The following is an 18558-nucleotide window of genomic DNA, read 5'->3' as shown; positions in this document are numbered from 1 at the left end:
CGACATTTTTCGCCAGCCCTGTTCCTGCGACATTGCTATTTATTTTGCTTGCTGTAATCCCGTTGTCCACTACCTGAATCTCTCCCGAAGGGTTTATTTCGATAGTGCTTCCATCCACGTTGACGTCCAGTTCTACATCTTCCAAAATAGAATTGATAGGCGTTCCACCGACCTCTATTGAGCTATTAGGAGAGGAAATTGTTCCGTCGCCTCCAATATCGGAAACTACAACTTCCAAAGAACCGTCAGCGACATTTTTCGCCAGCCCTGTTCCTGCGACATTGCTATTTATTTTGCTTGCTGTAATCCCGTTGTCCACTACCTGAATCTCTCCCGATGGGTTTATTTCAATAGTGCTTCCATCCACGTTGACGTCCAGTTCTACATCTTCCAAAATAGAATTGATAGGCGTTCCACCGACCTCTATTGAGCTATTAGGAGAGGAAATTGTTCCGTCGCCTCCAATATCGGAAACTACAACTTCCAAAGAACCGTCAGCGACATTTTTCGCCAGCCCTGTTCCTGCGACATTGCTGTTTATTTTGCTTGCCGTAATCCCGTTGTCCACTACCTGAATCTCTCCCGATGGGTTTATTTCGATTGTTGTTTCGTCCACGTTGACGTCTAGTTCTACATCTTCCAAGATAGAATTGATAGGTGTTCCACCGACGTCTATTGAGCTATTAGGAGAGGAAATTGTTCCGTCGCCTCCAATATCGGAAACTACAACTTCCAAAGAACCGTCAGCGGCATTTTTCCCTAGCCCTGTTCCTGCGACATTGCTATTTATTTTATTTGCGGTAATCCCGTTATCCACTACCTGCAATTCGCCTAGGGTGTTAATTTCGATTGTTGTTTCGTCCACGTTGACGTCTAGTTCTACATCTTCCAAGATAGAATTGATAGGTGTTCCACCGAGGTCTATTGAGCTATTAGGAGAGGAAATTGTTCCGTCGCCTCCAATATCGGAAACTACAACTTCCAAAGAACCGTCAGCGGCATTTTTCGCTAGCCCTGTTCCTGCGACATTGCTATTTATTTTATTTGCGGTAATCCCGTTATCCACTACCTGCAATTCGCCTAGGGTGTTAATTTCAATTGTGGTTTCGTCCACGTTTACATCTAATTCTACATCTTCCAAAATGGAATTGGTTGGTGTGCCACCAATATTAATGGAGCTGTTCGGAGAGGACAAATTGCTGTCTCCTTGAAATTGTGTGACATCGATTTCCAAGGATCCATCTACAGCACTTTTAACTAGTCCTATTCCAGCAACGTCGTCATTTATTTTTAATGCATTAACCGCTCCATCCGCTATATCGTCAGCAATGATTGTGTTATTCAAAATTTCATCCGTAGTCACCGCACTTGATGCTATTTTTTCGGAAATTACGGAGCTATTGACTAATTGTGGTGTTCCTACAGCTGCATCTGCAATCTTGGAATTGTCTACTGCGTCATCACTTATCTTAATTGTGGTGATGGCACCGTCACTTATCGTTACCTCTCCCAAAGCATCAATACTGGCATCCCCGGTCATAGCCACCCCTGTGGCTACATTGGAGGGGTTTCCTACGTATATATTGGCCTCGTTCAAGGAGGTAATATTGGCTTCAATCCCATCTACATAGGTTTTTACCGCATTTTGGGTAGGGTAGAGGTCCGTGGAGTTGCCCAGATTAATATCGTCCGATTTGTTGGCCAAGTCCTCCTTGGTGATAATGTCGGCCTCATTTGTGGCTATATTCGTACTGTTTTGAGCTATATCACTGGCATTTACGGATATATCATTGGCATTGGCAAGAATATCGCCCATTACCGTATCACTTACCTTTATGGGATCGGTTATTGTACCGGCTCCTGTAATGGTATTACCATCTGTTTGGGTAGCTGCTAGCTCGTTTTTGTTCACCCATACCACTGTACCGCTGCCATCGGTGGTGAGCAATTGGTCCAATGCTCCCGGCTGTATGTCACTTGGCTGAATGGTACCATCCAAAATTTCCAAACTGCTTACGGCACCAGACTGTATTTCGTCTTTGCCAACGGCATTGTCCTGAAGCTCCGAAGCACCTACAGAATTGGGGGCCAATTGACGTTCCCCAAGGGTGGCCGTTGCTATATCGGCACCAAAAATGGTTTCGTTTACAATATTAAATCCTGTGATCTCTCCCACTTTTAAATCAAAGTTATTGTCCCCAGTGGAGGTGACAACCACCGTACCATCGTCTGAAGAAAAGGTAATGGAACCGGCAACGGCATCACAGATATCCTTCCACTCGGTTCCGGTATAATAGTGTATACACCCAATATCAGTATTGTAAACCATGGCGCCTGCCGAGGGAATTATGGCATTCATTTGGGCCGTGTTGACCCGGGTAATAACCAGTACCCGGGAAGTGCTTTCCAGCTCCAATACCGAACTAGGGTCTATATTCTGAGGATTATCGCCAATCTTAATCTGTGCCTGGACCATGCTGGCCGCTAGTAGACATAATATGAGATATAAATTTTTCATTTTCTTTTTTTTCGTTAGTCTCCTTCGGCCATTCATTATCCATTGTATACGTTGCACAATACCATGGTTAATGCTCCATGGATAGCGCAAATAGCCTAAGGTTTTTAACCCATGACCCAACCATTAAAAACATACTTCCTTAAAAATAGGGTGTTTATGCTTTTATTTCTGGGCTATCAAAAGTAAAATTATAGCTAGAAATACCCAGTTTTATCGGGTAAAATACCGTTGTACTAGGTGAACTGAAATCAATCTTCGTTAAAAGGGAATATTCGCACTTTCATATGGGGTTTTCCCAGCTTCAAAAATTCGGGCCGTACCCTCTCCTTTAAGGATAATCTGTTCTCCCTGAACCATAATATAGTTGCCTTCACGTAGGCCTATTACCGGGGTGTTGTTAAAGATATGAAATTCCCGGATCCTTGTTTCCCTGGTTTCCCCTTTGTGGGTGCTATTAACATCAGCGTCCAGATAATGGGGGTTAAGATTAAAATTCACCACTCCCAGGGTGTCAAAGCTAGGCGGATATACTATGGGCATATCATTTGTTGTCTTCATACTGGGGCCAGCTATATTGCTGCCTGCGCTGGTGCCAAAATAGGGGGTGCCACTTTCAATTTTTTGTTTTAGCGCAGGCATTAGTCCCAATTGGTGCAATTGTTGCACCAGACGAAAGGTATTTCCTCCTCCAGTAAAAAAAGCCTCTGATTGGGCAATACCGTCCATAGGGTCTTTAAAGCAGTGGAGCCCCTTTACCTTTTTGTTTATTTTGGAGAATGCAGTTGCTGCCATTTGAGTATAGTCGTCATGGGATAAGCCACCGGGACGGGCATAGGGAATAAAAGTGATGGTGGAGACACCCTCAAAAAAATCCTGTAATTCCTCTAATAAATATTCCAGGTAGGATTGTCCAAATAGGGTAGATGTACTGGCCAATAATATTTTTTTCATCTGATGACTGTTTTACTATTTATGTGCGTAAACGGTTTAAATTTATAAGATGTAGCCCGTTCCTTATTCCGTTAAAGGGAAGGGGACAGGGATGCAAATTAACAAAAGTTTAAAGGTGCCTACCTTTTTTATGACCATAAGTTGCATTTTCTTTATGCCCCATTTAGGTAAAAGTGGATTTTGCGTTGTTTTCTTTGGATAAAATAGGGCATTTAAAGCTTAATTTATCTAATTTTAAATAAAAAAATGCGAAATAGAATTCTTTCCACCCTTCTTCTTTTATGTGCCATCGTTTCCTACTCACAGGACGACGGTCGCCAATATTTAAGGGGTCAGGTGCTTTATAGAAATGTGAACGTTCCCAATGAGAATGTAATCAATGTACAAACAGAAAAGGCCACTATAACTAATGAAAAGGGAGAGTTTGGAATTATGGTCAAGGCAGGTGATGAGCTGGTTTTTACGGCAATCAATTATCAGATGATGGTGGTCCCCATAACACCGGAAATCCTAGAGAAGAATAGACTGGTGGTAGAGGTAAATGAAAAGGTGACGGAGCTGGACGAGGTGGTGGTAACTCCTGAAAATCAAGAGAAATTTCTTCAGGTCCAGAACGATGAATTTCTTGTAAGGGAGTACAACTATGAAACAGACCGCTCCACAGAGGTGGAGAATATTGCGCTTTCCCAAACGGAAAGGGGTATGAAGGACGGATTGAATTTTGTCAATATTTTTAAGGCATTACTAACGGCTGCCAAAGGACCGGATGAGAAAGAGGAGACTAGACCCCTAAAGGTTAGCGAGGTTCTTAGGCAGGTATATGACGATGAATTTTTTGTTGTGGATCTAAAGCTGCCACAGGATAAAATAGATAATTTTTTAATGTACTGTGATGCACAGTTGCCGGCAAGGTCTTTATTGCAAAAACGCAACGAATTTCAGCTTATAGATTTTTTAGTGACCCAAAGTAAATCCTATCTGCAGGAGTTGGAAGGGAATTGATAGTGTACGGTTTTAGGTGGTCAGCAATCAGTGGTTACCAGTAACTAGCCATTAGACCAAAGAAAAAAAAGCAAAGTAGAAGGGTCCCTAATGAACAATGGGCAAAAATCTATTGTTTGTAAACGGTGATCCAAAGCAGTGGATCCGCAGCCGTAGGACTAGAGCTGAGAAGGAGACTTGTTGCCCAACTCATTTACTTTAATTAATTTACAATAAGCTATGTAGGGCAGATTGTGATTAAACAGTAAAACGATGATTTATAATCAATAAGTGGTGTTACCGACTTGTTAAGTGAAATTCTTCCATAACTATATAGTAGTGCGAATAATCCCAATATATTTGTTTTGCTTGATTTTTGGTGTTTTCTCCAAGGGGCTTGTAGCTCAGGATTTCATTAAAACACTGGAAGGGAAAGTGTATAGCATTGATGGGGATGTGGCAGCCACCCATGTGCTCAATACTACCACCAAGAAAGCGGCCATAACCGACCTTAACGGCTTCTTTTCCATTCCTGTTCAATTGAACGATACCTTGGTTATTTCTGCCGTGCAATACAAACGAAAGGAAATAGTGGTGACTACGGCTATTTTGGAAAGTAAATTTTTGTCCATTCCTTTGGAAGAAAGCAATATTGCACTGGATGAGGTGGTGGTAACGCCCTATAACCTAACCGGTGAACTGGATAGGGATATGAAGCGATTAAATATACCTGCCCCGGTCACGGCAACCTCCCTGGGCCTGCCCAATGCCCATGTAAAACCCTTAATGCAAAGTGAACGCCTGTTACGGGAAGCGTCCATGGGTCCATTCTCTGTAGGTATGCTTACCAGTGTTCCGTTCAACCCCTTGATCAATGCTATAACCGGACGGACCAAAATGTTGAAGAAACGTGTGGCTAGGGATATTAAATACAATAAAACCCAGCAGCTACGTACCCAATTTGCCGATAGCCTTTTTGTATTGCAGCTGAAAATCCCCTATGAAAAAATAGATGATTTTTTGTATTTCTGTGAGGTAGACTCCAACTTTTCTAATATAGTGGATAGTAAAGACCTTTTTAGGATATGGGATTTTATTAGACAAAAGAGCGTTGTGTACAGGAAGAACAATAAACAGTTTTTATCAGACGGTAAACAGTGATCAATGTGAGTGGGCAGTAATCAGTCACTAGGCACTAGCCAAAAGTAACTGCAAGCTTACATAGTACCCCGTCACTTCGAGCCTGCCTACCGCAGGCAGGCCTGCCCTGCCTCTAGGCGGGTGATCCGACGTAGGAGGATTGTATCGAGAAGCAGAAGGGCAGGCGAATCGCGGCAATCTGCTTGTTGTAAGTGGATCAAACAAAAGCTCCTTCCCTTGGTTAAGCCTGTCCCGCGATTTCCGCGGGAGGATAAGGTGGCTTCGCCATGAGCGAAGACGGAAGGGATTGAAAACGCAGCTTATCTGTTCGGGGCACGACTTTTTCCACATCACTCCATAACCTTATAACCCCATAACAAAATAAGTGAGACCTCTCGTCGTCCCAAAAAAGGGACTCTGTCGAGGTGACATAGAGCAATGAAGAGTAAATAGTCACTAGTCAGAAGGCAAAAGCTAAAAGCCAAAAGCTCAATAAGCTAAGAAAAAAGAGAAGAGAGAAAAGACAGTTAAAAAGTAAAAAAAGTCCACCGACCAGGGTCGTCGGGGCAAGACTTATTTATTGATCAATAAACAATTTCCTGAAGCTGTCATTCCCTTTCGTGACTTCGAGTGATCCGCCGTAGGGGAATTGTATTGAGAAGTGAAAGGGGTTGTTGGGTGACAGGCTGTTTGTTAACAATTAGCAATAATCAGTAAACAATTAACTAAAGGCAGTAAAGGTCAACCCATATCAAGGGTGTTTATTGCAATTTCATTTCTTTTTTATCAACTTCATAAAGTACATTGAATAAAACTAAAATTCAAATAAATCCCGTGGATAGTCAGATAAAATGGCACAGTCATTGCTTATCTTTGAAGGATAAATACAATTGGATATCCATAGTATTATCTCCTTGGATGTAAAAAAGGCATACTTGCCGCATTACTTCCCTTATCTTTATGGCTATAAAAAAAGAATAAAATTACGAATGGGATACTTAAAAAAAGCAATGCTGCTAGTGTTGTTGCCGTTATTGGCATTTGGCGTTGCACATAAATTCTACCTCAGTGTAACTACAGTAGATTACTCAGAAAACGACAGGGCCTTACAGATAAGCAGTCGGGTTTTTATAGATGATATGGATAAGCTGCTCCAAGAGCGATACGGCCTTAAGGCCAATTTGGCTACTAAGGACGAGTCTTCGCAGGCCAATGATTTTATAGAAAAATATTTTAGGGCCAAGTTGGCTATATCTGTCAATGGTAAGGAGGTAGCCTATGATTATTTGGGCAAAAAATATGATAACGATCTTATGATTTGCTTTTTGGAAATTCCTGGGGTTGATTTGGATACCTTGAGCTCGGTTGCAGTGCAGAACGAAGTCTTGATGGATTACTTTGAGGAACAAAAAAATGTGGTGCACATTAGGGCAAAAGGAGAGAAAAAGAGCTTTGTTTTGATCAGGGAAAATAATAAAGGAATGTTAAACTTAAAGTAAATAATAACAATCAGTCATTAAATAGTTAAATTCCCGCGCTGAAAAAAAATTATAATAAAATATGAGTAGAATGAAATATGTTTTTGCTTCGCTAATGTTCCTTTTTGCGGCCGTAACGGTTGCTCAGGACGAAGTAAGTAATGAGCGGGAGGCCGGTCATGTTAACCAGAATAAATTTAAGCAGCTTTACGAGGAATTTGCTACCCCTAATACCTATAGATCAGCCTCTGGTGCTCCAGGTCCAGACTACTATCAGCAGCAGGCTGATTATAAAATGGATATAGAGCTCGATGACAAGAATGCAAAACTCTATGGATCAGAAACTATAACCTACACCAACAATTCGCCAGATGACCTAGCATTTTTATGGTTACAGTTAGATCAAAATGTTCGTTCCAAAGATTCCAAATCCCCATTGCGTAATGGGGGAGAGATACCTTTGGCAGAACCAGTGGCCAAATTTGCTGGAAAGTATATGACAGAGCCTTTTGACGGAGGTTTTAATATAGAATATGTAAGGGATGAAAAGGGCAAGCCATTGCCTTATACCATTAATCAGACCATGATGCGGATAGACCTTCCTGAACCTCTGAAAAGCCAGGAGCAGGTTTCTTTTTCCATTAAATGGTGGTACAATATTCCAGACCATACTGTAAACCGGGCACGTTCTGGTTATGAATATTTTCCAAAAGACGGTAATAGAGCTTATGTTATTGCACAGTTCTTTCCTAGAATGGCCGTTTATAGTGATATAGAGGGATGGCAGAACCATCAATTCTGGGGCAGCGGTGAATTTGCACTTCCTTTTGGGGATTATGAGGTAAATATTACTGTTCCTGCCGATCATATTTTGGACGGTACCGGGGAGCTGCAGAATATGAAGGAGGTATTTAGCAAGGAAATGATTAAGCGCTATGAGCAGGCAAAAAAATCCTATGATAAGCCTGTGCTTATTGTAACCCAAGCCGAAGCCGAGGAAGCTGAAAAAGGATTTTCCGAGAAAAAGAAGACCTGGAAGCTGAAAGCGAAAAATGTGCGCGACTTTGGGTTTGCAACATCCCGAAAGTTTATTTATGATATGCAGGCTGTAAAGGTAGGGAGCAAGGACGTAATGGCTATTTCTATGTATCCCAAGGAGGGAAACCCTTTGTGGGAGGAGTATTCTACCAAGGCCGTGGCCCACACGCTTCGCTCTTATTCCGATCACACTTTTGATTACCCTTACCCTAAGGCGATATCTGTACATGCCAAGAATCAAGGGATGGAATATCCTATGATCTGTTGGAACTATGGAAGGCCAAATGAGGATGGCACATATTCCGATAGGGTGAAATACGGAATGATTTCGGTAATTATTCATGAAGTAGGCCACAACTTTTTTCCTATGATCGTTAATTCTGACGAGCGTCAGTGGGGATGGATGGACGAAGGCTTGGATACTTTTATGCAATATATTGCTGAACAGGAGTTTGGGGAAGCTTACCCAGAGGCCATTGCACCAAATAGTAAATATCCTTCAAGAAGAGGCGAGCCTTCAAAAATTATACCATATATGTCAGGGGACCAAAGCACCATAGCTCCTATCATGTCCAATCCGGAAAATGTGTACCAATTGGGGAACAATGCCTATGGAAAGCCCGCAACGGCCTTAAATATTCTTAGGGAAACTGTGATGGGTAGGGAATTGTTTGACCATGCCTTTAAGACCTATGCGCAACGCTGGATGTTTAAACACCCTTCACCTGAAGACTTTTTCAGAACTATGGAAGATGCTTCGGCCGTAGACTTGGATTGGTTTTGGAGAGGTTGGTTCTATTCTACGGATTATGTTGACATAGGTGTAAAAGACGTTAAAAAATACTATGTATCCAACAAGCCTACAAAGCAAATGATGGAACTAATGGCTGCAAGGAACATAAAAGAGCAAGATTTGCCTCCCTTGGTATTTTTGGCCGAAGAGGGCAGTGAGGATCACGATGCCAATTTAAAAGGAAGAGCACCTTCTGAAAATTCCAGGACACTAAAGGAATTTATGATGGATAATATGACGGCCGCTGAACGTAACGCCGTTAAGGAGCCTAAATATTTCTATGAGATAACCTTTAATAAGCCGGGAGGTATCCCAATGCCATTGATAGTGGAATATACCTATGCAGATGGCACTAGGGAAAATGTTACCTATCCCCCTGAAATATGGAGGAAAAACGATAAGGAGGTTAAACGTGTGGTTTCCTCTACCAAAGAATTGGTTGGGATTGCGGTAGATCCCAAAGCGGAAACTGCCGATATAGATATCACCAATAATTCTTGGCCGGCAAAAGAGGTTAAATCTGAATTTGACGCATTTAAAGAAGGATTAAAAGGGAAATAATTTTTGTATGCCCATCGGGAAGTGTACCCTAAGGTTTGCTCCCAACAAAAGACTAGCCCCAATACCGGATAGCCTAAGCGCTACGGGTATCGGGGCTTTTCTTTGTGATAACCGTTGTCCTAGTTTGCAGAAAAATGTGTTAGAATCTGTAATTAGGAGCTTCTTTTATGGGATTAAATGCTGCTCCAATTGAGTTTTAGAGACTGTATCCCCATTATGTACAGGGTTGGGGCCATTCAAAAAAAGTTAACCATATTTTTTATGCAACTGACAAACTTCTCATTATATTTGTGTTATGTTAAGTACGATAATTCTATTTATTAGCGGTGCCGAAATATTCTTTATCATGTTTATAGTGGTAATGGTATTTGGTGCAGATAAAATTCCAGGTATTGCCAAGGGATTGGGCAAGGGTATGCGACAATTAAAGGACGCTACAGAGGATATTAAAAATGAGATTCAGAAAAGTGCCGAAAAACAGGGTATTGATACTAGTTTTACAAACGACATAAAAGACGAGATCAATAAGGTTAAGCAAAATGTTGATGAGGTAACTGGAGTTGTCAAAAGAAAATAGTATGCTGGATAGACTGTTGCAATGGGACAGGGATGTCTTCATTTACTTGAACAGTTTGGGCATCGAGAATCATGATGTCTTTTGGTCTACCATTACCAATTTCTCTACATGGATTCCCCTTTTTATTTTATTTGTAGTCCTTGTTTTTAGGAAATATCCTAAAGGTGAGGCCTTGTGGGTTCTGGGTACCGTGCTGTTTACATTAATTTTTGTGGCTATGTTTACGGGTATAGTCAAGGAATGGGTGGCCCGTTTGCGACCCAATAACACTGAAGAAATAAACACCTTGATCCGAATACTTAAAAGCCCCTCGGGCTATAGTTTTTTTTCGGGCCATGCCTCAAGTTCATTTAGTATTACTACCGCTTTCTTCCTATTTCTTAAAGATAAATTTAAATGGAGCTGGCTCTTTTTTATATGGCCTTTAATGTTTGCAACTAGTCGAATTTATGTAGGGGTTCATTACCCTTTGGATTTATTGGTAGGAGCAGGGGTAGGCATACTTTTTGCCTTTCTTTTTTACCGCTTGTACAATGCATGGCGAGGGACTAAGAAGAACCAAACTCATGGATTGTCATAACTGTTTTTTTAAATAGGCCGTGGGTGAGGGGTTTATGGGTGTCCCATATGCCATGAAGTTGGTAAAACCCTGTCTTGTCTTTAGTTCTATCGCCAAAGCTGTATACCAATCTATAGCACCCTACTTAGTGTAAGTCCGTCCCTAATGGGCAAAAGTACAGTTTCTACCCGTGGATCATCCCTTAATTTCTTGTTGTAATCCAATAGTACTTTGGTAGCCTTGTCCTTAGGGTTCAAGGGTTCTACCACTTTGCCGGACCAAAGCACATTATCCGATAAAATGACACTACCTGGTCGGCATTTTTTTATGGCAGCTTCAAAATAATGGTCGTAACTTACTTTTTCGGCATCGATAAAAACAAGATCAAAAACCTCATTCATTTGTGGTATAATTTCCAGGGCATCCCCTGTGTGTTGCACAATTTGGTCATTGTATTCACTTTGTTCAAAATACCTTCTCTGCATATCGTGTAACTCCTCGTTGATATCTATGGTGTGCAAGGTTCCTTCCCGCTGTAGTCCTTCTGCCAGGCATAGGGCAGAATAACCGGTATAGGTGCCTATTTCCAGAATTCTGTTGGGGTAAATAAGCTTGGACAATAGACTTAGTACCCTACCTTGGAAATGTCCGGTGATCATCCGGGGTTGTACAACCTTTACGTGGGTTTCCCTCGTAAGTTTTTGAAGCAGTACTGGCTCTGGTTCCGAATGGTCGGCAATATATTTTTCCAATATGGGAGATAAGAAATTCATGGATCTAACTTTGTATATTTAGGGGTTCAAAGATAGTAATCATGGAACAATATACGATAAGAAAGGCCACTTTGACCGATCTAATGACCTTGAAGTCTTTTGAACAGGAAATAATACGGGCAGAGCGGCCATATGATCCTACCTTGGATGAGCACCCTATAAGCTATTATGACCTAAGGGAGCTCATACTTTCCAATTCTGCCATTGTTATGGTAGCAGAAATTAATGCTAGGCTCATAGGATCTGGCTATGGGCAAATAAGGGAGGCAAAATCTTATTTGATCCATGAATCTTATGCCTACCTTGGATTTATGTATACCCATCCTGGTTACAGGGGAAAGGGAGTGAATAAGGCTATTGTGGAGGCTTTAAAGGATTGGTCAAAATCTAAGGGGCTTACAGAAATAAGGCTTACGGTGTACAAAGATAACACCAAGGCAATAAAGGCCTATGAAAAGGCGGGCTTTCGTGAACATATTGTAGAAATGAGAACAGAAGTGAATCTGTAAAAATATAGTTTTTTAACCCAGTAGCTTCCTCTGGTAAATTGTATTTTTGGATAAAATTTATAATATGGAATTTAAAAATTCATTGGAGTTTGCCCAACAATTGGACGCTGCGGATCCCTTAAAGGATTACCGCAATGAATTCCACTTTCCAAAGGTTAAAGGGAAGGATGTTATTTATTTTACCGGAAATTCCTTGGGACTGCAGCCAAAGCGTACCCAGGAATATATAGACGAGGTAATGACAGCATGGAAGGACCTAGCTGTGGAAGGACATTTTCATGCAGAGAAACCTTGGTGGGATTATCATGAAAGATTGGCGGCACCCTTGGCCAAAGTGGTAGGGGCAAAGACCAAGGAAGTGACCGTTATGAATACCCTATCGGTAAACCTGCATATGCTTATGGTATCTTTTTACAGGCCTACCTCACATAGATTTAAAATTATATGTGAAGAAAAGGCCTTTCCTTCGGACCAATATATGTTAAAGAGTCAGGTCCAGTTTCACGGTCTACAGCCCGAAGATGCCATTGTGGAAATAAAGAAAAGAGAAGGGGAGCATTATTGGCGTACCTCGGATATTTTGGATAAGATAAAAGAGGTTGGGGATGAGTTGGCATTAGTGCTTATAGGAGGGGTAAACTATTACAATGGCCAGGTGTTTAATATGGAGGCCATAACCAAATCAGCAAAAGAAGTAGGAGCTTTTGTAGGATGGGATTTGGCCCATGCCGCTGGAAATGTAAAATTAAAACTTCATGATTGGGGGGTAGATTTTGCTGCATGGTGTAGCTATAAATATATGAATAGCGGTCCTGGCAACCTCTCAGGGGTATTTGTGCACGAACAATACTTGAACAGGGTCGATATACCTCGATTTGAAGGATGGTGGGGCACCAAAAAAGAAACCAGGTTTTTAATGAAGCCCGAATTTGAGCCTATGGAAAACGCCGATGCCTGGCAGGTAAGCAACCCTCCGATATTATCACTGGCCCCATACTTGGCTTCTTTGGAAATGTTTGATGAGGTAGGAATGGAGCCACTTATAGCCAAAAGGGATCTTATAGTGGCGTATTTGGAGTTTGTGCTTGGTGAAATTGATAATGAAACCGCTGGGTCGTTCCAGATTATTACTCCTGTGGAAAGAGGATGCCAGCTTTCAGTTTTTTTACACGGTCAGGGTAAGGATCTCTTTAATTATTTAATGGACCACGGGGTGATTACAGATTGGAGGGAACCCAATGTTATTCGGTTGGCTCCGGCACCCTTTTATTGTTCCTTTACAGATATGTACCATTTTGGGCAAATATTAAAATCAGGGATACAACTAAAAGGGAAGGTTAAGTAATATCCTTTAATCTATAGTCTTCCGCCACAGTCCATTGGCGGCATTGTAAATAACCAGTATGAAATCTCTCCGACTAATTCTTTCCAACCCTAGGTACTTTGCACCTTCATGGGTATTTGCTAGTATTAATATATTATTTGGTACCTGGGCAATTTATATACCGTCGGTAAAGGAAAAACTAAACATTGATAAGGCCGATTTGGGAATTGCCATTTTTTTTCTATCTCTGGGTGTATTTGTCGTGTTTCCGGTAGCAGCTAAAATTATAAACAGGTTTGGTGTGGGAAGAGTTACCTGGTACGGTCTTTTATTTAGTGCAGCTGCGGCCTTGTTGCCTTTGTTGGCCCCTAATTACTATGCTCTTATGGGGGCTCTATTCCTTATGGGGGCGAGTAATGGACTAACCGATATTGCCATGAATACCTTGGTTACCGAGATAGAAAAAGAGGATAAGCAAAAAATTATGTCGGCTTCCCATGGCTTTTTCAGTTTGGGAGGTGTATTGGCGGGTTTGGGAAGTTTTTTGATCATAACTATTAATAACCCTGCATTGCATATGCTTTATGCTGTAATGCTGGTATTGCTTGTTAATTGGGCTTTTCACAAACACTATAAACATATTGTAGCCGCAGCAGTGGAGAAAGAAGCCTTTAGTTTAAAGTTATTTCGGCCACTCCTTGTTCTTGGGATTATTTCTTTTATAGTAATGGGAGGGGAGGGCGCTATTGTCGATTGGAGCGGACTTTATCTTCAGGAAATAAGTAAGGCCCCGGAAGCACTTATAGGAACTGGGTTTTTGGCTTTTTCCGTTATGATGACCTTGGGTAGGTTCTTGGGAGATAGTATAAGCGCTTCTATAGGTTCAATAAAAATGGTAGGACTAGGCGCATCCATTGCTATTGTTGGTTTTCTATTTGTTTTAACTACTTATATTTATTTGGCTATAGTGGGCTTTGCCTTGATCGGATTGGGCTTTTCGGTAATAATTCCAGAACTTTTTAGAATTGGGGGATCCGTTAGAGGTGTGGATTCTTCCCAAGGCGTAGCTTTTATTGCGGGAACCGGGTATTCCGGATTTTTATTGGGGCCTGTTGCCCTTGGTTTTGTAGCCGAGACCTACTCGCTACATTATACTTTTGTAATACTACTTTTGTGTGCTGTTATTGTAATGGGGTCCAGTATTGGTCTGTATTATAAGAGGAAATAAAGTGACGGTGGTACCTAGGGGTTTTTTGAGGTTATTTTGATGTTTGTGAAGTACAGCTTGAAACTTCCGTCTTCTTTTTGGTGCATTTCCGAAATCTTGAGGCCATTGATATCTACATACTTTTCCCAGGTGGTAACCAAGGATGGTTCTTCCTGATTGGATTTTCTAAAGATCCATTCCTTGATAATATAATCTTCCCCAAAATAAAAGTCATAGGCATCACCTGGAGTGTAACCTCCCTCATTGCCATAGACTATGGTCAATTTTTGCATAGGATTTTTACTGATTGGAGCCGGGACATCGTTTAGGTGGTCATAGGTAATGTTCTTCTTGTCCCAGACCAAGTTAAAGGGAGCCATGAGCCAATACTTGTCATTGATAAATCCTCCATTTATTTTGGTCGCCGTGCTGTCCATATCCTTGCGATTGTAGGTTACTGTGTCGTTCTGACTAATAGCCTTAATGTCGTTGGTAAGGGTATTCCAAACCCAACTACGCTCAAAATGACTGCTGTCTCGGTCTACGTTGAATGTAAATGCTATTTCCTTTACATTCTTAAATTCATTAAATCCATGGGCATGGGCGACCTTGTCTAAAATGGATAATTCCTGTGTCTGATGGGTTGTCTCTGTTTTTTTATCTGTTTTACAAGCTAACAGGGCAAAAGAGAGGCCTAAAATGATTGGTAGTGATTTTTTCATTTTTGGTTTTTATCAAAGATAATAGGTTTTTGCCATAATCCAGTAAAATCTTCCAGTACATGGGGGAGTTGAGTGTAAAGTTACGCATCCTTAGGGAGCTAGCCTTTCCTTAGTAGGTAATTGGTGCACGATGCTGCTATCTTCTTCCATTGAATTTTATTAATTCAAGATATGCCGAACCTATTTGATAAAAGGAATGTAGGGTCAAATAATTTAGCTGTAGTAATTCCCAATAAATTCATTATTTTTGATAACTCAATAAGAAATCGAAAAATGGGTTCAAAAAAAGGAAAGATACAAGAGGCAATTGATGAAAAACTACTAGACGAAAGGAAAGTGTTTTTATGGGGTATGGTTGATGATGATACGGCCAAACATGTCATAGATCGTTTGTTGTATTTGGATATGCAAAACAATAAGGAAATTCAATTGTACATAAATAGTCCGGGAGGATACGTAACTTCTGGTTTCGCTATGTACGATACCATAAAAGCGTTAAAGAGTCCAGTTTCTACAATATGTACCGGTTTGGCGGCATCCATGGGGTCTATATTACTTTCCGTTGGGGAAAAAGGTAGGCGGTTTATTCAGCCACATGCACAGGTAATGATCCATCAACCTAGTGGAGGAGCTAGGGGACAGGCCTCCAATATTGAGATTCAAGCAAAGGAAATCATAAAAACACGCGAGCTTAGTGCAAAATTGTTGGCTGAGAATTGTGGTCAGGATTTTGAGAAGGTAATGAAGGATTTTGATAGGGATTATTGGATGAACGCAGAGGAGTCTATTGCTTACGGGATTGTGGACGGAATTCTGGAATAGCTGCCCTAGACTGCAAAAAACAAGATTCTAATCTTTTTGTTTTTTTAAAGGGATGTATATAAATGTCTTGTTTTACAGGGAAATAGTAGGTGTAATATAAAAGAGAAAGGGCCTTCACAATCTTAATGTGAAGGCCCTTTTTATATATGGACGCCTAAGCGGTATGTTTTATATACGTAAGAAACAGGGGTTTTGGATTTTGGTGATCCAATTTTTTAAGTTGGCGGCTAGCGTTTATGTGGTCAAAAACCCAATGTATGGAAACTTTTCACTCTGGTTAATGGGGAGATATATATGGTCTAATAGACCTGCATAAAATATATGCCAATTGTGATGTTTTATCATCTATTTATTCAAGTTACTTTATTTTACTACATTTAGTCTTTTAACAATTAGTTTTCCTCTATTAATATCAATATGATTCAGACGCCCAAAAACATTGCTATAATCGGCTCAGGGCTGGTTGGTTCCTTATTAGCAATCTATCTAAAGAAGTTGGGACACCAAATAACGGTTTATGATCGAAGGCCCGATATAAGAAATGTTCAATTTTCAGGGAGATCCATTAACCTGGCGATGAGCGATAGGGGGTGGACAGCCCTGCGTGAAGTGGGTATAGAGGAAGAAGTAAAGAGAATTGCCATTCCGTTGGACAAACGTGCTATCCACTTGGCGGGAAAGCCGGAATATTACCAAAAATACGGTAAGGAGGGCGAGGCCATCTGGTCTATTTCCAGAGGGGTTCTGAACCGTAAAATGATAGATCTGGCAGAGGCGGAAGGGGCTAAATTCCATTTTGAAGAAAAGGTTTGGGATGTAAACCTACCGGAAGGCAAAATCTATACTGGCGCTACCGAAAAAGGAGCTTGGAAGGAATATGACTATGATATTGTTTTTGGTTGTGATGGAGCCTTTTCACGAGTGCGGCATAAAATGCAGAGAAGGAGTAGGTTTAATTATCATCAGGAGTTTATAGACGTAGGCTATAAAGAGCTTACCATACCAGCTAACGAAGATGGTACCCATAAGTTGGACATGCATTCATTCCACATCTGGCCAAGGGGAAAGTTTATGTTTATAGCCATGCCCAATATGGATGGAAGTTTTACTTGTACTCTTTTCCTGCCATTTGAAGGGGAAGTCTCATTTGAGAAATTAAATACCAAGGATGAGGCCAAAAAATTTTTTAATACCTATTTCCCCGATGTTACTCCCGTAATTGAAGATCTTACTACAGATTTCTTTAAGAATCCAACTAGTGCTTTGGTTACCATTAAATGCTATCCTTGGACCTACTGGGACAAGGTGGCGTTGGTAGGAGATTCTGCCCATGCTATAGTGCCGTTTTACGGACAGGGTATGAACGCTGGGTTTGAGGATATTTTTGCCCTTAAGGAAATTATAGGGCGATTCGGAGACGACTGGGAGGAAATTTTTAAGGCGTACCAATTGGAGCGCAAACCCAATGCCGATGCTATAGCTGAGCTGAGCTATAGGAACTTTGTGGAGATGAGCAGTATGACGGCAGATCCTATGTTTATATTACAGAAAAAGATAGAAAAACGTTTTGCTAAAAAATATCCTGAAAAATGGATTCCTGCCTATTCACGGGTAACGTTTTCCAACCAGCCCTATGCTGAAGCCTTGGCCAATGGCAATGCCCAGGAAGAGATTATGAAGGAAATAATGAAAATACCCAATATAGAAGAGATTTGGGATACGGATGCCGTGGATAGGAAAATTCTCGCACTCTTAAAATAAAGAAAATAGTAACAAAAAAAGCCATCCGGAAAGGATGGCTTTTTATTTGTGTCTCAATGGTAATTTATAATTTAGAAAAAAGCTGCTGCATTTTTTCCTGTTCTTCTTCGGCCAAAACTGGATCTACCAATATTCTACCACTGTGCTCATCACTAATAATTTTCTTACGTGAGGCTATTTCTACCTGTACCTGTGGTGGTATGGTAAAGAAAGAACCGCCAGAGGCACCTCTTTCAATAGGTACTACAGCCAAACCGTTCTTTACATTATTGCGTATTCTCTTGTAGGCCTTTACCAATCGTTCCTCAATTTGGGTTTGGTATTCTTCCGATTTTTTCAAAAGAGCCTGCTCTTCCTTTTCGGTCTCGGCCAAAATGGCGTTCAATTCCCCTTTTTTGTGCTTAAGGTGGGCCTCCCTTTCACTTAAACGTTCTTTGGTGCCAGCTATAACTTCTTTCTTCTGCTCTATCTGAGCCTTGAACTCTTTTATATTTTTTTCTGCCAATTGAATTTCAAGCTCCTGAAACTCCACTTCCTTGGTCAAAGAATTAAATTCCCTACTGTTGCGAACGTTCTTTTGTTGCTCAGAATATTTCTTGATCAAAGCTTTGGCCTCATCAATAAGATTTTTCTTGGCTCCAATTTCGTAGTTGATTGTTTCAACGTCGGTCTTTAACTTGTCCATTCTAGTTTTTAGGCCAAGAACCTCGTCTTCTAAATCTTCTACTTCTAGAGGAAGTTCTCCTCTTACATTTCTTATCTCATCAACTCTAGAATCAATTAATTGCAAATCATATAGAGCTCTTAACTTTTCTTCTACCGTTGTTTCTGTCTTTGTTGCCAT

General features: G+C 40.9%; 16 protein-coding genes. 11 read left to right on the top strand and 5 right to left on the bottom strand.

What is annotated here, in order from left to right:
- On the bottom strand, nucleotides 1-2518 hold a 2518-nt coding region (locus EHW67_RS15485; protein WP_158285135.1), incomplete at its 3' end, for a beta strand repeat-containing protein.
- Between the two features lie 258 nt (nucleotides 2519-2776).
- Complete coding sequence (pepE, locus tag EHW67_RS15480) at nucleotides 2777-3469, bottom strand: dipeptidase PepE (RefSeq protein WP_126163294.1); 693 nt, start codon at nucleotides 3467-3469, stop codon at nucleotides 2777-2779.
- Nucleotides 3470-3715: 246 nt separating this feature from the next.
- On the opposite strand from pepE, the gene EHW67_RS15475 reads away from it, so the two are divergent.
- The 6 genes from EHW67_RS15475 to EHW67_RS15450 all read left to right on the top strand — a co-directional run bounded on the left by EHW67_RS15475 (nucleotide 3716) and on the right by EHW67_RS15450 (nucleotide 10617).
- Complete coding sequence (locus tag EHW67_RS15475) at nucleotides 3716-4471, top strand: carboxypeptidase-like regulatory domain-containing protein (protein WP_126163293.1); 756 nt, start codon at nucleotides 3716-3718, stop codon at nucleotides 4469-4471.
- A 339-nt stretch (nucleotides 4472-4810) separates the two neighbouring features.
- Complete coding sequence (locus EHW67_RS15470; protein ID WP_238389957.1) at nucleotides 4811-5611, top strand: carboxypeptidase-like regulatory domain-containing protein; 801 nt, start codon at nucleotides 4811-4813, stop codon at nucleotides 5609-5611.
- Between the two features lie 968 nt (nucleotides 5612-6579).
- Nucleotides 6580-7089, top strand: a complete 510-nt coding sequence (locus EHW67_RS15465; protein ID WP_126163292.1) for a DUF6702 family protein — start codon at nucleotides 6580-6582, stop codon at nucleotides 7087-7089.
- Nucleotides 7090-7150: 61 nt separating this feature from the next.
- Nucleotides 7151-9460, top strand: coding sequence for a M1 family metallopeptidase (locus EHW67_RS15460; RefSeq protein WP_126163291.1), 2310 nt, complete (start codon nucleotides 7151-7153; stop codon nucleotides 9458-9460).
- A gap of 295 nt (nucleotides 9461-9755) precedes the next feature.
- Nucleotides 9756-10037 (top strand): Sec-independent protein translocase subunit TatA/TatB, encoded by a 282-nt coding sequence (locus tag EHW67_RS15455; protein WP_126163290.1) that lies wholly within the window; start codon nucleotides 9756-9758, stop codon nucleotides 10035-10037.
- Nucleotide 10038: 1 nt separating this feature from the next.
- The gene (locus EHW67_RS15450) at nucleotides 10039-10617 is read left to right on the top strand and encodes a phosphatase PAP2 family protein (protein ID WP_126163289.1); all 579 of its coding nucleotides are present in this window, start codon (nucleotides 10039-10041) and stop codon (nucleotides 10615-10617) included.
- Between the two features lie 110 nt (nucleotides 10618-10727).
- Here EHW67_RS15450 and EHW67_RS15445 read toward each other — a convergent pair whose 3' ends face one another.
- A complete protein-coding gene (locus tag EHW67_RS15445) occupies nucleotides 10728-11369 on the bottom strand; it encodes an O-methyltransferase (RefSeq protein WP_126163288.1) in 642 nt (213 codons plus the stop codon).
- Nucleotides 11370-11410: 41 nt separating this feature from the next.
- On the opposite strand from EHW67_RS15445, the gene EHW67_RS15440 reads away from it, so the two are divergent.
- The 3 genes from EHW67_RS15440 (at nucleotide 11411) to EHW67_RS15430 (ending at nucleotide 14430) form a co-directional block, all read left to right on the top strand.
- Nucleotides 11411-11878: a GNAT family N-acetyltransferase gene (locus tag EHW67_RS15440; RefSeq protein ID WP_126163287.1), complete on the top strand. Its 468-nt coding sequence runs from the start codon at nucleotides 11411-11413 to the stop codon at nucleotides 11876-11878.
- Nucleotides 11879-11942: 64 nt separating this feature from the next.
- On the top strand, nucleotides 11943-13223 hold the full coding sequence (gene kynU / locus EHW67_RS15435; protein ID WP_126163286.1) for a kynureninase: 1281 nt from the start codon (nucleotides 11943-11945) through the stop codon (nucleotides 13221-13223).
- A gap of 58 nt (nucleotides 13224-13281) precedes the next feature.
- Entirely contained in the window at nucleotides 13282-14430 is a 1149-nt protein-coding gene (locus tag EHW67_RS15430; RefSeq protein WP_126163285.1) for an MFS transporter, read from the top strand.
- A 14-nt stretch (nucleotides 14431-14444) separates the two neighbouring features.
- On the opposite strand, the gene EHW67_RS15425 is transcribed toward EHW67_RS15430, so the two are convergent.
- Nucleotides 14445-15131, bottom strand: coding sequence for a hypothetical protein (locus EHW67_RS15425; protein ID WP_126163284.1), 687 nt, complete (start codon nucleotides 15129-15131; stop codon nucleotides 14445-14447).
- Nucleotides 15132-15404: 273 nt separating this feature from the next.
- On the opposite strand from EHW67_RS15425, the gene EHW67_RS15420 reads away from it, so the two are divergent.
- On the top strand, nucleotides 15405-15953 hold the full coding sequence (locus tag EHW67_RS15420; protein WP_126163283.1) for a ClpP family protease: 549 nt from the start codon (nucleotides 15405-15407) through the stop codon (nucleotides 15951-15953).
- 417 nt (nucleotides 15954-16370) lie between these two features.
- Nucleotides 16371-17714: an FAD-dependent oxidoreductase gene (locus tag EHW67_RS15415; RefSeq protein WP_126163282.1), complete on the top strand. Its 1344-nt coding sequence runs from the start codon at nucleotides 16371-16373 to the stop codon at nucleotides 17712-17714.
- A 64-nt stretch (nucleotides 17715-17778) separates the two neighbouring features.
- Here the strand turns inward: EHW67_RS15415 and EHW67_RS15410 are convergent, their stop codons facing one another.
- The gene (locus EHW67_RS15410) at nucleotides 17779-18558 is read right to left on the bottom strand and encodes a zinc ribbon domain-containing protein (protein WP_126163281.1); all 780 of its coding nucleotides are present in this window, start codon (nucleotides 18556-18558) and stop codon (nucleotides 17779-17781) included.

The sequence above is a fragment of the Arenibacter aquaticus genome (genome assembly GCF_003957295.1).
GTDB classification, from domain to species: Bacteria; Bacteroidota; Bacteroidia; order Flavobacteriales; family Flavobacteriaceae; genus Arenibacter; species Arenibacter aquaticus.
Note: the sequence above shows the minus strand (reverse complement) of the source record. Positions and strands in the feature narration are given on the sequence as shown.

Bases quoted from the DNA above. Each gene is read 5' to 3' on its own strand.
- pepE (WP_126163294.1), bottom strand. From the start codon at position 3,469: ATGAAAAAAATATTATTGGCCAGTACATCTACCCTATTTGGACAATCC.
- EHW67_RS15475 (WP_126163293.1), top strand. From the start codon at position 3,716: ATGCGAAATAGAATTCTTTCCACCCTTCTTCTTTTATGTGCCATCGTT.
- EHW67_RS15465 (WP_126163292.1), top strand. From the start codon at position 6,580: ATGGGATACTTAAAAAAAGCAATGCTGCTAGTGTTGTTGCCGTTATTG.
- EHW67_RS15460 (WP_126163291.1), top strand. From the start codon at position 7,151: ATGAGTAGAATGAAATATGTTTTTGCTTCGCTAATGTTCCTTTTTGCG.
- EHW67_RS15455 (WP_126163290.1), top strand. From the start codon at position 9,756: ATGTTAAGTACGATAATTCTATTTATTAGCGGTGCCGAAATATTCTTT.
- EHW67_RS15450 (WP_126163289.1), top strand. From the start codon at position 10,039: ATGCTGGATAGACTGTTGCAATGGGACAGGGATGTCTTCATTTACTTG.
- EHW67_RS15445 (WP_126163288.1), bottom strand. From the start codon at position 11,369: ATGAATTTCTTATCTCCCATATTGGAAAAATATATTGCCGACCATTCG.
- EHW67_RS15440 (WP_126163287.1), top strand. From the start codon at position 11,411: ATGGAACAATATACGATAAGAAAGGCCACTTTGACCGATCTAATGACC.
- kynU (WP_126163286.1), top strand. From the start codon at position 11,943: ATGGAATTTAAAAATTCATTGGAGTTTGCCCAACAATTGGACGCTGCG.
- EHW67_RS15430 (WP_126163285.1), top strand. From the start codon at position 13,282: ATGAAATCTCTCCGACTAATTCTTTCCAACCCTAGGTACTTTGCACCT.
- EHW67_RS15425 (WP_126163284.1), bottom strand. From the start codon at position 15,131: ATGAAAAAATCACTACCAATCATTTTAGGCCTCTCTTTTGCCCTGTTA.
- EHW67_RS15420 (WP_126163283.1), top strand. From the start codon at position 15,405: ATGGGTTCAAAAAAAGGAAAGATACAAGAGGCAATTGATGAAAAACTA.
- EHW67_RS15415 (WP_126163282.1), top strand. From the start codon at position 16,371: ATGATTCAGACGCCCAAAAACATTGCTATAATCGGCTCAGGGCTGGTT.
- EHW67_RS15410 (WP_126163281.1), bottom strand. From the start codon at position 18,558: ATGGCAACAAAGACAGAAACAACGGTAGAAGAAAAGTTAAGAGCTCTA.